Raw genomic sequence first — 13,148 nt, 5'->3', positions numbered from 1 at the left:
TTCCACCTCGGCCAAGACCTGGCCGACCATCGGACCCTTCGGAGCTCCGGCCTTCATGACATCCTCGCCGGTGAGCGGGAAGGTCGGTGCGACCCAGCCTTCGGCCAGCGCGATCAAGCCGCGCCACTGCATGGTGGTGGCGCTGCGCGGCGAGGCGGCCCAGGCCAGTTTGGCGCGGTCGCGGAATGTGGGCAGGCCGGCGCGGTAGATGCCGCGCCGGATCTCTCGCGGGCTCATCCAGCTTTTCAGGACGGGGCTCTGGCCCAAAGCCGCCTGTAACCGGTCGCGATCGACGTTGGACAGGCGAAGGCGTTCGGCCAGCCGCGATGCAGCCAGCTGATCGTCCGGCAGCAAGGCGGCGAGACGCAGCAGCGGGTCCGTCTCGAACAACAGGTCGGATTCGATCTCTACCAGGGCGGTGAACCGCGCCAGATTGGCGGGCGCCTTGAGGATCACCCCCAGGACGCCGGTCTCGGACATCAGCCGCACGGCGTCGCGGGGGTCGTCGGCGGCCAGGAGTTTCAGTAGCTCCTTCGAGACGCGCTCGGCCGAGAGGCTCTCCACCTGATCCTTGAACGCCGCGCAGGCGGCCAAGGCGGCGGCGTCGGGCGCGCCCTTGCCGAACCATGCCAGGAACCGGAAGTATCGCAGGCTCCTGAGGTGATCCTCGCCAAGCCTCTGCTCCGGCGCGCCGACGAAGACGACACGCCCGGCCCTGCCGTCGGCCACGCCGCGTCCTGTGGGATCAAAGATCGTCCCGTCGCGGTCAGCGTAGAGCGCGTTCAGGGTGAAGTCGCGACGCTGCGCGTCCTCAGCCCAATCGTCGGTGAAGGCGACCGTGGCCCGGCGCCCATCGGTGGTGACATCGCGGCGCAGGGTGGTGATCTCGTGCGGCTTGCGGCTCGACACGGCGGTGACGGTGCCGTGCGCAATACCGGTCGGGACGGCGCCCAGCCCGGCGGCCTTCAGGGCCTTGACCACCCGCTCGGGCGCCAGGGTCGTGGCGATGTCGATATCGTCGATGGGTCGGCCCACAAGGGCATTGCGCACGCAGCCGCCGACGAACCGCGCACAGCCTTCGCCGCCCTCGGCCTCAAGGGCATCGAACACCGCCACCGTTTCCGGCGCGGTCATCCAGGGCCGCAGACCCAGGGCCTCGCTCATGACGACTCCGCTCCGTAGAGGCGTCCATGCAACGCCCGGAGCATGCCCGCCGTAGCCCCCCAGATGTACTGCGCCTCATGGGTGGTCGCGTAGAACCGCCGCTTTACGCCGGACGGCAGTTCGCGCTCATGTTCCTCATAGTTGGTGAGGTCCATCAGGTAGCTGAACGGGGTCTCGAATATGTCGGCCACCTCGCCCGGATTGGGTGTGAGTGTGAAGCCCGACCGGATGAACCCCACCACGGGGGTCACCAGGAAGCCCGTGCCGGTCTGGTAGGGTGTGGAAAAGCCGACGGGCTTCACAAAGTGAGGCTCCAGGCCGACTTCCTCATGCGCCTCGCGCAGGGCGGTCTGGATCGGCCCTTCGCCCGGATCCTGGCGGCCACCGGGAAAGGCCACCTGCCCGGTGTGGCTGCGCATGTTGTCGGAGCGCCGGGTCAACAGCACGTTCAGGCCGTGGTCGCGCTCGATCAGACCGACCAGAACCGCTGCAGGCGTCAGGGGCTTTCCAGGTGATGACCAGTTCTCGGGATCGAGGTCGAAATCGGAGGTGCGAGGCCCGTCCGCACCCGGCGAACGGTCCAGCGGCTCCAGCCGGTCGCTGATCCAGTCGTGCAGACCCGCCTGCATCACGCGCCAGCCGCCTCGGCCGGACCCAGCGCGAACCAGACGCCGCCTGATTCTATCGCCAGACGCAGGCCCTCCGGCGTGTCGCGGTCCTCGGCCATCTCCACCAGTTCGTAGAACACCGCCCGCGAGATCAGCGCCTCAAGCCCGCCGCGGACGCGCAGATAGGGTCTGGGTTCGCCATCGGCGCTGACCTCGACACGGATCGGGTGGTCGGCATCGGCGACCACCTCGTCGCCGACGTTGGTCAGGAACCGCAGCTTGTCGCCGTCGCGATCCACGCGGACCGCAATGAAGGGCGCGTCCTCGACGGAGATCCGCAGCTTCTCGACCGGCGTGACCAGCCAGAACCCGTCAGGGTCCTTGCGCAGGATGGTCGAAAAGAGGCGCACCATGGCCTCGCGCCCAATCACCGCGCCCTCGTGGAACCAGCGGCCGTCGCGTTTTATGACGATATCGATCTCGCCGCTGTGCGCGGGGTTCCACAGGTGCACCGGGGGAAGGCCGCGCCCGGGCGCCTGCTTCACCGCCGCAACGACGCCGTCAAGGCCGGGCTTGTCTGTGATGCTCACCATGGGATGAACCTAGGCGTCCCGCGGTTCCGGATCAACGCGCGTGGAGGGACCCAGCCAGCCCCAGGGATGGCCGGGCGCGCACCAGCACCCGCCGGGGATCCACAGGTCCAGGCAAGGTCACGCCCGACGCCACCTCAAACCCCACCCGCTGGAAGAACGGCAGGTCGCCCACCAGCAGCACCGCCGCCTCGCCCGCGGCCTCGGCGGCGGCGCAGGCGCGCTCGACGAGTTCCGCACCCAGGCCGTGCTTGCGCGCATCCTCGTCCACCGCCAGGGGACCCAGGAAAACGATCGGCTGATCGCCCGCCATCACGCGCCACATGCGCACAACACCGACCAGGCGCCCGCCCTCAAGGGCGCAGAAGGACAGTTCCGGCGCAAAGGCGGCGAATTCGCGCACCCGCTCGGAGACCTTGGCGAAACGGCCGGGGCCGAACGCGCGGTTCAGCAGGGCCTCAATGGCAGGGCCGTGTTCGGGGATTTCGTTGACAAAGCTCAGCGCCGGCTCGGGCCGGCAGGGCTGCAGGGGCATGGAGTTTTCTCGGATGCGAAAGGCGACGTGGCAGCTGACCTGGCAGGTCAGACCCTGGGTTCGGTCGGCGCTCAGGCCAGCGGACGTCGTCGCATCGAAAAGCCCTCCCGGGCACAATATGGAGCGGCGCAGATAAGGTGTGGCGGGCCGCGCGTCAACGCCATTGCCCCATGATCCGGCGCAAGGCAGTTTGGTCGGGCCGATGACTGACGCCCCCACCCCCGACGACGACAGCGTTCCCTCCGCCCGGGCTCTGCTCAAGGAACGTGACTATCTGCTTTTCTGGGGCACGCGGTGGATGGGCAGCTTCGGCACCCAGATCGCGAGCGTCGCCATGGGCTGGCAGATGTATGCGCTGGCTCGCGAGACCCGATCCGTGGCCGAGAGCGCCTTCCTGGTCGGGATGATCGGACTGGCGGCCTTCCTGCCGTTGTTTCTGCTGACGCTGCCTGCCGGTGAGGCCGCTGACCGTTACGACCGCAAGAAGCTGCTGCTGGTCTGCCTGACCGGCGAGATGCTCAGCGTGCTGGCGCTGGCCATCGCCACCCTCAACGGCTGGGCCTCGCCCGGGCTATTGCTGGGGATCGCCGCCCTGTTCGGCGCAAGTCGCGCCTTCTTTGCGCCCGCCAATACCGCGCTTGGGCCCATGCTGGTGCCACGCAAGCTGCTGCCGCGCGCCATCGCCTGGAATTCACTGGCCTGGCAGAGCGCGTCCATCGCCGGGCCGGCTGCGGCGGGCTTCCTCGTCGCTCACTCCGCCCAGACCGCCTATTTCACGACCTTCGTGCTCTATGGCCTGGCCTTCATCCTGATCCTGCTGATCCGCAAGAACGCCCGGCCGACGGTCAATCCAGGCTCACGCTGGACACTGATCAAGGAAGGCCTGACCTATGTCTGGCGCCAGAAGATCGTATTCGGCGCCATCTCGCTGGACCTGTTTGCGGTGCTGCTGGGCGGGGCCACGGCCCTGTTGCCGGTGTTCGCACGTGACGTGCTGCATGTAGGGCCACAGGGTTTCGGTCTGCTGCGCGCCGGGCCCGCGATGGGGGCCACGGTGGTGGCCCTGTGGCTGGCGGCAAACCCGATCCGCACCAGAGCGGGGCTGTTCATGTTCGGCGGGGTGGCGGTGTTCGGCCTGGCGACCATCGTCTTCGGGCTGTCGAAGTCCCTGTGGCTATCCGTCGCAGCGCTGGCGGTGCTGGGCGGCGCGGACATGCTCAGCGTGTTCGTACGCCAAACGCTGGTGCAACTGGTCACACCCGATCAGATGCGCGGCCGGGTGGCCGCCGTCTCCTCGGTGTTCATTGGCGCGTCCAATGAGCTGGGCGAGTTTGAAAGCGGTATTGTCGCGCGGATTCTGGGGCCTGTGGGCGCGGCGGTGTTCGGCGGCGTGGGGGCGGTGATGGTCACCGGAATCTGGGCCTGGCTCTTCCCTGACTTGCGTCGAGCCAACCGCCTCGAATAAGTGTCTCCCAAATCAAACGGGAGTCTGAAGCGATGGGCGCACTTGAAGGCAAGGTTGTACTGGTCACCGGCGGCGGCAACGGCATTGGCCGCGACTGCGCCCTGATCGCCGCGCAGGAAGGCGCGAAGGTTGTCGTCAACGATCTGGGCGGCAGCCTGAAGGGTGAGGACGAAGGCTCCGCGGGTCCGGCCGAGGCCGTCGCACAGGAAATCCGCGCCGCCGGCGGCGAGGCCGTTTCCAACTCCGACAGCGTCACCGATCTCGACGCCGTCTACGGCATGGTCGAGCAGGCCAAGAAGGAATTCGGCGGACTGCACGCGGTGATCAATCCGGCCGGCATCCTGCGCGACGTGATGTTCCACAAGATGACCGAGGCCGAGTGGGACGCCGTCATTGCCGTCCACATGCGTGGCTCGTTCAACGTGGCCCGCGCCACCATCGAGCTGTTCCGCGAACAGAACGACGGCGCCTACATGTTCTTCACCTCGACGTCCGGCCTTTTCGGCAACATTGGCCAGGCCAACTATGGCGCGGCCAAGATGGGCATCGCCGGCATGTCGCGGATCATCGCCATGGAAGGCGCGCGCAACAACGTGCGCTCCAACTGCCTGGCGCCCGTCGCCTGGACGCGCATGACCCAGTCGGTGCCGATCAAGGACGAGGCCGCCGCCGCCCGCCGCGCCGTGATGGCCGAGAAGATCCGCGCCGACCAGCCGGCCCGCTTCTCCGTCGCCATGGTGACCCCGGCCGCCGCCCATGTTTCGGGCCAGATCTTCGGCTCCTCGGGCGAGAACATCATCCTCTACTCCCAGCCCCGCCCGATCGAGACGGTGACCAAGGAAGAGGGCTGGACCGTCGCGACCATCCTGTCCGAAGCCGTGCCGGCCATGGCGCCGAAGTTCTTCGACCTGAACCGCGCGGTCCTGCCGGGTGCGACGGCCCAGAAGGCGCCGGCGTAAGGCTCTCACCTCCCGCCATCGCATCGCGATGGCGGGAGGGGGACCGCCCGCCGCTTCGCGGGGGAGGTAACGGGCATTTGGCGCCTCCATTGCGAGGGGCCGGGCCATGTATATCGGACTGTCCCAACCTGGCGCAGCGACCCGCGAACTGGCGTTCGCGGCGGCAGATCGCAAGCGTTCTCAGACCCTGCGCGCGGTGCAGCCCGCCAACCCGGCCGTCGAGAGCCGCGACAAGATTCGCGACAAGGTCCTGGCCGAGCTGGGTATTGACCGCATCACCTTGCTGAAGCTCGCTCCGCAGGCTCGCATCAAAGCCGAAATCTCGGTCATGATCGAAACCGCCCGCCGCACCCCACCGGCCCCGATCCGCGCCACCGGAAACTTTGTCGACCTTCGGGTCTGACGGGCCGGAGCGCCTCAGAGCCGGTGTCGCATGCGCCAGTCCTCGCGCATCATTTCCCAGTAGATCGAACGGCGGATCGTACCGTCCGGACGCACGGCATCGCGCTCACCCATCCGGGTGAAGCCGGCGGCGTCGATGCCCTTCTGGACGCGGATGTTGTCGAGCGCCGCGGTCAGGCACATCATCCGCACGCCCAGGGTCTCGAATATCCAGCCGAAGCTGTGGGCCATGCCGCGGCCGCCCTGGCCGCTGTTCTGGCGGTCGGCGCGGATTGCGCCGGCCAGTTCCGCCGCCGAACGGTCCGGCCAGACGGTGATGCGTGAGTAACCCGCGACCACGCCCTCGGCGTCCAGGTTCACGATCAGCAGCGCCTCGCCCGCCAGCGCCAGCGCCTGGCTTTCCACCACCCAGCGGGTGACACTCTCGGCATTGATGGGCCGGGGCAGGTCATAGATCGGTCCGGACACCCGTTCGTCCGACAGCAAGGCCACAAGCCCTTCAACGTGAGTCAGGTCTGCGCGCGCCCGTCCATCGCCCAGAGTCGCAACATCCGCCGTGCGCACGGCCTGACGGATCGCCTCGACCTCTTCCGCCGAAACCTCGAGCACGGTTTTTGGAGGCATGCTCATGACGCGGCCAGGGTCTCCAGCGCCTCACCGTCAAGACGGCGGACCGTCCACTCGGTTTTCGCCGAGGCGCCCAGGCTGTCGTAGAAGGCGATCGACGGCGCATTCCAGTTCAGCACGGCCCACTCAAGTCGCCCGAGATCGGCGTCGATGCAGCGCTGCGCCAGGCGCCGAAGCAGGGCCTTGCCCGCCCCGACGCCACGCGCCTCGGTGCGCACGAACAGGTCTTCCAGATAGATCCCGGCGCGCCCCCGGAAGGTGGAGTAGTTGTAGAACCAGAGCGCAAAGCCCACGGGCTGGCCCTCGTGCTCGGCGATCTCGCAGAAGCAGCGCGGGTTCTCACCGAACAGATCGCGGCGGATATCGGCCTCGCTCGCCTCCACCTCGTGGAGCAGGCGTTCGTATTCTGCCAGTTCGCGGATGAACTGATGGATCAGCGGGACGTCGGCGATGGTCGCAACCCGGACGACCACGCCGCTTTGAACCGTACTCATGACCGCCTCAAAGCCGGACACCCGTGGTCTCTTCGCTGAGGGCCCAAAGGCGGTCGGCCGCATCGGGATCAACAGCATAGGGCATCACCCCTTCGAACGGGTTTTCCTGGGTCCAGGGCAGAGCCTGGGCGCAGTTTTCCAGATAGAGCCCGCCTACCCCTTCCAGTTCCGGTCCCACGGCCGCCCAGACGCTGGTCGCGGCGCCCTGCTCGGTGGACTTGAAACGCTCGTTGATCTTGCCGGCCTCGTCCATCCAGCCCATGGCGATCATCTCCTCGCGGGGAAGGTGCCGCTGCAGCGGCGTCATGATCCCGCCGGGCATCACTGAATTGGCATTGACGCCGAGGTCGGCGAACCGCTGGTTGAAGCCCACGGCGAACAGGGCGTTCGCGGTCTTGGCCTGGCCATAGGAATCCCACTTGTCATAGGGCCGATTGCGATAGTGCGGATCGTCAAAGTTCACCGGACTGCGACGATGGCCGATGGACGACAGCGACACCACGCGACTGGCGCGAGCGGCCTCGGATCCGTTCATCAGGGCCCGGGCCAGCAGGGTCGTCAGCACGAAGTGACCGAAGTGGTTGGTGCCGATCTGCATCTCCAGATCCTGGGCCGTGTAGGCCTGCGGACAGGCCATGACCGCAGCGTTGTTGATCAGGGCGCTCAGCGGCTTGTCGCCCCAGGCGCTGGCGAAGGCGGCTACGGTGGGCAGGTCTGACAGATCCAGGAGGCCTACCGAGACCCGTCCGCCGGCCGTCGTATTGATGTCGGCCGCCGCCGCCGTACCGGCCTCGGCGTTGCGCACGGCGATGGTGACGTCGGCGCCGGCCTCGGCAAGGGCGCGGGCGGTTTCCACGCCCAGGCCGGATGCTCCGCCCGTCACGATCATGGTCTGCCCCGACAGGTCATGACCGTTGACGACGTCGCGGGCGGTCGACCTGGCTCCGAAGGGCGAGGTGATGCGGTCGGTCATGATAGTGTCTCCCCAAGTCTCTGGCTGAGCGTCTTAGGCGGTCGCGCGGTACCAGTCGACGCCAGAGGCGTCCCGCTCGCGCACGGCCTGGCCGCGGGCGATCAGGCAATTCAGATGCGCCAGGCTCTCGCCCGTCGCCAGCCCCAGCAGGTTCTGGTCGATCTTGCGCCGGAAAAGCACCGAAAAGACGTCGACCACACGCCGGGGTTCTGACAGCAGCGCGGCCAGGCGCTCCAGCCCCCGCTCATGGCCGCTGATCAGGTGATCGATACGGGCGTGCAGGCCGTGGAACGGCTCGTTGTGCGCCGGCAGAACCAGCACATCATCCGGCACCCTGGTCTTGATCCTCGCCAGGGAGGTCAGCCAGTCCGTGAGCGGATCGCCATCGGGTTCGGTCGGAAACACAGACACATTGGAGGAAATCTTCGGCAGCACCTGGTCGCCCGAAATCATCAGCTTCAGGTCAGGGCAATAGAGGCAGGCGTGCTCGGGACTGTGGCCGGAGCCGACCACTACGCGCCAGACATGGTCGCCAATCCGGATCTCGTCGTCGTCGCTCAGGCGACGGAAGCTGTCCGGCAGGGCGTGCAGTCCCCGGCCGAACCCGCCGAACCGGGCCCGGTAGTTCTCAAGCGCATCCTCATCCCAACCGGCCCCCTGGAAAAAGCGCAGGGCATCCTCCGGTGCCTCACGTCCGGTGTCCGCCGCGAGGGACCGGCAGGTGATGTACTCCAGCCGGGTGATCCAAAGCGCAGCGTCGAACTTGCGCGTCAGATATCCCGACATGCCGATGTGGTCGGGATGCATGTGCGTGACAAACACCCGCGTCACCGGTTTGCCCTCCAGCGGGCCCTTCAGCACGGCGCGCCAGCCGTTGCGGGTCTCGACCCCGCCAATGCCGGTGTCGACGATGGCCCAGCCGTCGCCCTCGGCGATCGCCCAGACGTTGATGAACGCCAGCGCCCCGCCCAGCGGCATCCGCATCCACTTAACGCCCGGCGCGATATCCACCGCCTCGCCTGTCCCGGGCGACGCCTCCAGCGGATAGGTCAGTTTCGGCCTGTGGCTTTCCCACGCCGCCGTCTCTTCAATCCCGTCCCGCAAAGCCCTGGGCTCCCCTATGATCGACCCCCATTATCGGACTTCGACGCCGATAAGGGCAAACGCCAATGCGCCCGCAGTTGATTAACGCCGCGTCGCAAGCTCTATGGCACTGAAAACAAATACTGGAGGAAACGGTGATGGCCACCCTGGAACGCCGGATCGATGCGATGCTGGTGGCTCGGCTCGACCCGATCCTCGATGCCGCGCTTGCCGCAACCAAGATTGTCGGCGCTGTGGCGCTGGTGGCCCGCGGCGGCGCTTTGGTCTACGCCCGGGCCGCCGGCCAGGCCGACCGTGAGGCCGGTCGGGCGATGACACTGGACACCATCTTCCGGGCCTCGTCGCTGACCAAGCCCATCGTCACCGCCGCCGCCCTCAGCCTGGTGGAGAGCGAGGTGATCGGACTGGATGATCCGGTGATCCGCTGGCTGCCGGATTTTCAACCCGCCTTTCAGGGACAGGTCCCGACGATCACGCTGCGCCACCTGCTGACGCACACGGCGGGTCTTTCCTACGGCTTCATGCAGCCAGCGGACGGGCCATATCTCAAGCTTGGCGTCTCCGACGGCATGGACCAGCCCGGCCTGGGCTTCCCCGAGGAACTGCGACGGATCAGCAACGCCGGCCTGATGTTCCCGCCCGGCGCGGCCTGGCTCTATTCGGTCGGGATGGATGTGATGGGCGCGGTGATGGAGGCCGCTACAGGTCGCAGCCTGCCCGAGGTGGTGGCCGAACGCGTCACCAACAAGGTCGGCATGGCCGATACCGGCTTCACTGTCACCGACCGCGGACGGCTGGCGGTGGCCTATGCCGATGGTGCGCCCCCGGTGAAGATGGGGACCACCCACACCGTGCCCTTCGCCGAACTTTCGGGCATCCAGTTCGCCCCGGACCGCATTTTCGATCCGGCGTCATTTCCCTCCGGCGGCGCGGGCATGGCCTGTTCTGCGCCCGACATGCTGGCCTTCCTGGAGGCGATCCGCACAGGCGGCGGCGCAGTGGTCTCGGCGGAAACCGCCCAGGATATGATGACCAACCAGACCGGAGACCACGCCATCGTCACCAGCGGCCCCGGCTGGGGCTTTGGCTTCGGCGGCGCGGTGATGCTGGACCCGGAACCCACCGCCTCGCACCTGCCCGCCGGGGTCTGGACCTGGGCAGGCGTCTATGGCCACAGCTGGTTCGTCGATCCTGCCAGCGAGACCACTTTCGTTCTGATGACCAACACCTCCACCGAAGGCATGAGCGGCCAGACCTCCCGCGATCTGGCGGCCGCCGTGATGGCGGGTTGAGCGCGCTGCTTGTGTTCGTCCGGGCCGAAGTGGAATAACCCCCCGCACCAGGGGGAAACACCAGATGCAGAAACTTGCCGCCGCGCTTGTCGCGCTCGCCATCGCCACGCCCGCCGCCGCCCAGTCCCCGCAGCCGGGCGAGGCCGCATTCCGCGGCCTCTACAAGGAGTTGGTGGAGACCAACACCACCTTCTCGGCCGGCGACTGCACCCTGGCCGCCCAACGGATGGCCGCGCGCCTGAAGACGGCGGGGTTCCCTGACAGTGACCTGACTGTATTCATCCCGCCCGGCAGGCCCAAGGACGGCGGCCTCGTGGCGGTCTATCCGGGCAAGGACCCCAAGGCCAAGGCGGTCCTGCTGCTGGCCCACATCGACGTCGTGGAAGCGAAAAGGGAAGACTGGACGAGAGACCCCTTCACGCTCATTGAGGAAGGCGGCTACTTCTACGCGCGTGGCGCCTCGGACGACAAGGCGCAGGCCGCGATCTTCACCGACCTCTTGATCCGGTTCCGGCAGGAAGGGTTCAAGGGCCGCCGGCCCATCAAGCTGGCGCTCACCTGCGGCGAGGAAGGCGGCGGGCACGTGAACGGCGCGGCCTGGCTGGTCGCCAACAAGCGCGATCTGATCGACGCGGCTTTCGCACTGAACGAGGGCGCCGGCGTCAATCTGGACGGGTCCGGCAAACCGGTGGCCCACACTGTTCTGGCGGGCGAGAAGTCCAGCACGTCGTACAAGCTTGAGGTCACCAACCCCGGCGGACACTCCTCACGTCCGGTGCCGGACAACGCCATCTATCACCTGGCCCGCGCCATCGACCGGATCTCGGCCTACAGCTTCCCGGTGATGCTGAACGAGACGACCCGCAGCTACTTCACCCAGATGGCGAGGATCTCCAGCGGTGAGACAGGGGCCGCCATGACCGCCATCGTGGCAAATCCGGCCGACGCGGGGGCCGCCGCGATCCTGCGAAGGGACCCAAGCGTCAACGCCATGCTGGGCACTACCTGCGTGGCCACCCAGCTTCAGGCCGGCCATGCGCCGAACGCCCTGCCCCAACGTGCCAACGCCACCATAAACTGCCGGATCTTCCCCGGCGTATCCGGCGAAGAGGTACGAGACGCCCTGATCAAGGTTATCGACAATCCGGCGGTGTCAGTCTCCACGGCCATGGTCCGTCCGGGGGTAGCCGACGCTGGCCCGCCGCTGACCCCGCAGGTGATGGACCCGATCCGTCAGGTTTCGCAGTCCATGTGGCCGGGCGTGCCGGTGATCCCGTTCCTGCTGGCCGCAGGCACCGACGGCAAGGCGCTGATCGCCGGCGGGATCCCCACCTATGGCGTCTCGGGCATCGCCTATGAGCCGGACCAGGGCCGCATCCATGGCCTGAACGAGCGGATCGGCGTGAAGTCGCTCCTCGACGCGCGGGAGTTCAGCTATCGGCTGGTACAGGTCTACGCGTCCCAGAAGGATTGACACAGCCCATGCGGATCTGGATCGCAGCGGCCCATGACGCGGCCCACCTCAACGGTGGCTGGGCGTTCGTTCGCGCCGGGACGGAGGTTTCCGGCGTGGCGGGCGGCGACCGCCGCACCACCCGGCCCCGGACCACGCTGAACGGGTTTGCCGCGGCGTTGAAGGATGTGCCGGCGGGCGAGGCCCTCTCTGTTGTGGCGCCCCGAGCCGACGCCCTGATCCTTCAGACCCTGCTGAGGCCCCCGGCTGACCCGCCGACCGACGACCTCGACCTGCGAGCTATACTGGCCAAGGTCCTGGCCGGTCGTGTCTGGACGCTCTCGGTCGGCGATCCGGACGCCATCACGCCCTATGGCTTCGCCGTCGCCTGGGCCAACATGGCCTCCGAGAAGGCCAAGACGGGTGGCGCCTTCTCGGCGGCGATCCCGAAGACCAACCTGGCGAAGGTGAGGGGTCTTTAGGGCACGCCAGCCACCCACGCCGCCAACCCCAAAGGTTTGTTATTCATTTTGCGGCACCGTTGCGTCTCCTGGCCCTGTCAGGGTCGCCAAGGAACGAGACCGCCGATGAGCCGGATCATGCCCGCGAGGCGCGCAAGCGATCACTTCGAGCCCGACGACAATGTCGATCCCAAGGTCCAGCGTCAGCTGCGCGGACATCTGGAACAGATCGATTACACAGCCTATTCCGCCAACCGCAAGGTGCTGAACGCAACGCTGGCCAGCGTGGATACTGCAAAACTCCAGAGCCTGGCCTCGGCGACCGCTCTGGCGCGGACGCGATGGGTGGCGGCGGGACTGGCGTTGGCCGAGGCTGAACCCTATCCCACGCCCGGCCAGATCACGGCGCTGGCCGAACTCCGCAAAGGTTATGAGGAATTGGCCGGGGTCTACGATGGACTACGCAGGATGGTGGAGCGGGGCTATCTGACCTACGTCGCGCCCGATCCGGCCTGACCAGTTCTCTCAGGATAGTTCGCTCATCCAGACACGGAGCGCCCGCAGGAACGGCAGGGCCTCGCGGAACTCCTTCTGGGTAAAGCCTTCCCGTAGCTTTTCCACCTTGGGCCGGATCGCCGCCATTGAGCGGGCGTAGGCCTCGCGACCGCCGGGGGTCAGCCGGACGCGCTTCTTGCGACGATCTCTTTCGCAGACCTCCACCGAGATCAGTTGAGTGGCTTCCAGCCGCTGCAGGGTGTTGGTGATGGCGCCAGGCGTCATCTTCAGCGCCGTAGCGATCATCGCCGGCGTCAGATCCTCGCCGCGTCGGGCGATCAGGTTCAGCACTTCATACTGCGGGTAGGTCAGGCCCACAGGCAAGCTGCGGGTGATCGACATCCGCACGCCGTGCTCGATCAGGCTGATCTCGTCAAATACCTGGACCTCGGGATGGTCCTCAATCACCGCCGCCATGCGCCCTCCGCCGAACCCTCTGCTTGGGACGCCTGACAATTCGTCATCG

At 67.3% G+C, this 13,148-nt stretch carries 16 protein-coding genes; 7 read left to right on the top strand and 9 right to left on the bottom strand.

Annotated features, from left to right (window positions below; translation table 11 throughout):
- The 4 genes from ACIQ42_RS03140 to ACIQ42_RS03125 all read right to left on the bottom strand — a co-directional run.
- Window positions 1-1,164 (bottom strand): CCA tRNA nucleotidyltransferase (locus tag ACIQ42_RS03140; RefSeq protein ID WP_397420765.1); only part of this gene is annotated, 1,164 nt, incomplete at its 3' end.
- Window positions 1,161-1,793: a CoA pyrophosphatase gene (locus tag ACIQ42_RS03135; RefSeq protein ID WP_397420766.1), complete on the bottom strand. Its 633-nt coding sequence runs from the start codon at window positions 1,791-1,793 to the stop codon at window positions 1,161-1,163. The genes ACIQ42_RS03140 and ACIQ42_RS03135, both read right to left, overlap by 4 nt.
- Window positions 1,793-2,365 carry a DUF1285 domain-containing protein gene (locus ACIQ42_RS03130; RefSeq protein ID WP_397420764.1) on the bottom strand — a complete coding sequence of 191 codons (573 nt, stop codon included), beginning with the start codon at window positions 2,363-2,365 and terminating at the stop codon, window positions 1,793-1,795. Before ACIQ42_RS03130 ends, ACIQ42_RS03135 begins: the two co-directional genes overlap by 1 nt.
- Window positions 2,366-2,396: 31 nt before the next feature.
- On the bottom strand, window positions 2,397-2,897 hold the full coding sequence (locus ACIQ42_RS03125; protein WP_397420763.1) for a GNAT family N-acetyltransferase: 501 nt from the start codon (window positions 2,895-2,897) through the stop codon (window positions 2,397-2,399).
- Window positions 2,898-3,099: 202 nt separating this feature from the next.
- Between ACIQ42_RS03125 and ACIQ42_RS03120 the strand changes: the two genes are divergently transcribed.
- The 3 genes from ACIQ42_RS03120 to ACIQ42_RS03110 all read left to right on the top strand — a co-directional run bounded on the left by ACIQ42_RS03120 (window position 3,100) and on the right by ACIQ42_RS03110 (window position 5,724).
- Window positions 3,100-4,362 carry an MFS transporter gene (locus ACIQ42_RS03120; protein ID WP_397420762.1) on the top strand — a complete coding sequence of 421 codons (1,263 nt, stop codon included), beginning with the start codon at window positions 3,100-3,102 and terminating at the stop codon, window positions 4,360-4,362.
- Window positions 4,363-4,394: 32 nt separating this feature from the next.
- Entirely contained in the window at window positions 4,395-5,321 is a 927-nt protein-coding gene (locus ACIQ42_RS03115) for an SDR family NAD(P)-dependent oxidoreductase (RefSeq protein WP_397401690.1), read from the top strand.
- Between the two features lie 106 nt (window positions 5,322-5,427).
- Window positions 5,428-5,724: a hypothetical protein gene (locus ACIQ42_RS03110; RefSeq protein WP_397420761.1), complete on the top strand. Its 297-nt coding sequence runs from the start codon at window positions 5,428-5,430 to the stop codon at window positions 5,722-5,724.
- A 14-nt stretch (window positions 5,725-5,738) separates the two neighbouring features.
- Here ACIQ42_RS03110 and ACIQ42_RS03105 read toward each other — a convergent pair whose 3' ends face one another.
- From ACIQ42_RS03105 to ACIQ42_RS03090, 4 genes are read right to left on the bottom strand one after another with little or no spacing between them, the layout of a single operon-like run.
- Complete coding sequence (locus tag ACIQ42_RS03105) at window positions 5,739-6,353, bottom strand: GNAT family N-acetyltransferase (protein WP_397420760.1); 615 nt, start codon at window positions 6,351-6,353, stop codon at window positions 5,739-5,741.
- Window positions 6,350-6,844 carry a GNAT family N-acetyltransferase gene (locus tag ACIQ42_RS03100; protein WP_397420759.1) on the bottom strand — a complete coding sequence of 165 codons (495 nt, stop codon included), beginning with the start codon at window positions 6,842-6,844 and terminating at the stop codon, window positions 6,350-6,352. Before ACIQ42_RS03100 ends, ACIQ42_RS03105 begins: the two co-directional genes overlap by 4 nt.
- Before the next feature lie 7 nt (window positions 6,845-6,851).
- Window positions 6,852-7,817, bottom strand: coding sequence for an oxidoreductase (locus ACIQ42_RS03095; protein WP_397420758.1), 966 nt, complete (start codon window positions 7,815-7,817; stop codon window positions 6,852-6,854).
- Window positions 7,818-7,850: 33 nt separating this feature from the next.
- Complete coding sequence (locus tag ACIQ42_RS03090; protein ID WP_397420757.1) at window positions 7,851-8,921, bottom strand: MBL fold metallo-hydrolase; 1,071 nt, start codon at window positions 8,919-8,921, stop codon at window positions 7,851-7,853.
- Window positions 8,922-9,058: 137 nt separating this feature from the next.
- Here ACIQ42_RS03090 and ACIQ42_RS03085 point away from each other — a divergent pair, with 137 nt between their 5' ends.
- The 4 genes from ACIQ42_RS03085 to ACIQ42_RS03070 all read left to right on the top strand — a co-directional run bounded on the left by ACIQ42_RS03085 (window position 9,059) and on the right by ACIQ42_RS03070 (window position 12,643).
- A complete protein-coding gene (locus ACIQ42_RS03085; protein ID WP_397420756.1) occupies window positions 9,059-10,213 on the top strand; it encodes a serine hydrolase domain-containing protein in 1,155 nt (384 codons plus the stop codon).
- Window positions 10,214-10,277: 64 nt separating this feature from the next.
- Window positions 10,278-11,687: a M20/M25/M40 family metallo-hydrolase gene (locus ACIQ42_RS03080; RefSeq protein WP_397420755.1), complete on the top strand. Its 1,410-nt coding sequence runs from the start codon at window positions 10,278-10,280 to the stop codon at window positions 11,685-11,687.
- Window positions 11,688-11,695: 8 nt separating this feature from the next.
- Window positions 11,696-12,148 carry a hypothetical protein gene (locus ACIQ42_RS03075; RefSeq protein ID WP_397420754.1) on the top strand — a complete coding sequence of 151 codons (453 nt, stop codon included), beginning with the start codon at window positions 11,696-11,698 and terminating at the stop codon, window positions 12,146-12,148.
- Between the two features lie 117 nt (window positions 12,149-12,265).
- Window positions 12,266-12,643, top strand: coding sequence for a hypothetical protein (locus tag ACIQ42_RS03070; protein WP_397420753.1), 378 nt, complete (start codon window positions 12,266-12,268; stop codon window positions 12,641-12,643).
- A gap of 9 nt (window positions 12,644-12,652) precedes the next feature.
- Here the strand turns inward: ACIQ42_RS03070 and ACIQ42_RS03065 are convergent, their stop codons facing one another.
- Window positions 12,653-13,099, bottom strand: a complete 447-nt coding sequence (locus ACIQ42_RS03065) for a MarR family winged helix-turn-helix transcriptional regulator (protein WP_397420752.1) — start codon at window positions 13,097-13,099, stop codon at window positions 12,653-12,655.
- Window positions 13,100-13,148 lie beyond the last annotated feature (49 nt).

It is taken from the genome of Phenylobacterium sp., assembly GCF_044372605.1.
In the GTDB taxonomy this organism is placed as follows: Bacteria; Pseudomonadota; Alphaproteobacteria; order Caulobacterales; family Caulobacteraceae; genus Phenylobacterium.
Note: the sequence above shows the minus strand (reverse complement) of the source record. Positions and strands in the feature narration are given on the sequence as shown.

Bases quoted from the DNA above. Each gene is read 5' to 3' on its own strand.
- ACIQ42_RS03135 (WP_397420766.1), bottom strand. From the start codon at position 1,793: ATGCAGGCGGGTCTGCACGACTGGATCAGCGACCGGCTGGAGCCGCTG.
- ACIQ42_RS03130 (WP_397420764.1), bottom strand. From the start codon at position 2,365: ATGGTGAGCATCACAGACAAGCCCGGCCTTGACGGCGTCGTTGCGGCG.
- ACIQ42_RS03125 (WP_397420763.1), bottom strand. From the start codon at position 2,897: ATGCCCCTGCAGCCCTGCCGGCCCGAGCCGGCGCTGAGCTTTGTCAAC.
- ACIQ42_RS03120 (WP_397420762.1), top strand. From the start codon at position 3,100: ATGACTGACGCCCCCACCCCCGACGACGACAGCGTTCCCTCCGCCCGG.
- ACIQ42_RS03115 (WP_397401690.1), top strand. From the start codon at position 4,395: ATGGGCGCACTTGAAGGCAAGGTTGTACTGGTCACCGGCGGCGGCAAC.
- ACIQ42_RS03110 (WP_397420761.1), top strand. From the start codon at position 5,428: ATGTATATCGGACTGTCCCAACCTGGCGCAGCGACCCGCGAACTGGCG.
- ACIQ42_RS03105 (WP_397420760.1), bottom strand. From the start codon at position 6,353: ATGAGCATGCCTCCAAAAACCGTGCTCGAGGTTTCGGCGGAAGAGGTC.
- ACIQ42_RS03100 (WP_397420759.1), bottom strand. From the start codon at position 6,844: ATGAGTACGGTTCAAAGCGGCGTGGTCGTCCGGGTTGCGACCATCGCC.
- ACIQ42_RS03095 (WP_397420758.1), bottom strand. From the start codon at position 7,817: ATGACCGACCGCATCACCTCGCCCTTCGGAGCCAGGTCGACCGCCCGC.
- ACIQ42_RS03085 (WP_397420756.1), top strand. From the start codon at position 9,059: ATGGCCACCCTGGAACGCCGGATCGATGCGATGCTGGTGGCTCGGCTC.
- ACIQ42_RS03080 (WP_397420755.1), top strand. From the start codon at position 10,278: ATGCAGAAACTTGCCGCCGCGCTTGTCGCGCTCGCCATCGCCACGCCC.
- ACIQ42_RS03075 (WP_397420754.1), top strand. From the start codon at position 11,696: ATGCGGATCTGGATCGCAGCGGCCCATGACGCGGCCCACCTCAACGGT.
- ACIQ42_RS03070 (WP_397420753.1), top strand. From the start codon at position 12,266: ATGCCCGCGAGGCGCGCAAGCGATCACTTCGAGCCCGACGACAATGTC.
- ACIQ42_RS03065 (WP_397420752.1), bottom strand. From the start codon at position 13,099: ATGGCGGCGGTGATTGAGGACCATCCCGAGGTCCAGGTATTTGACGAG.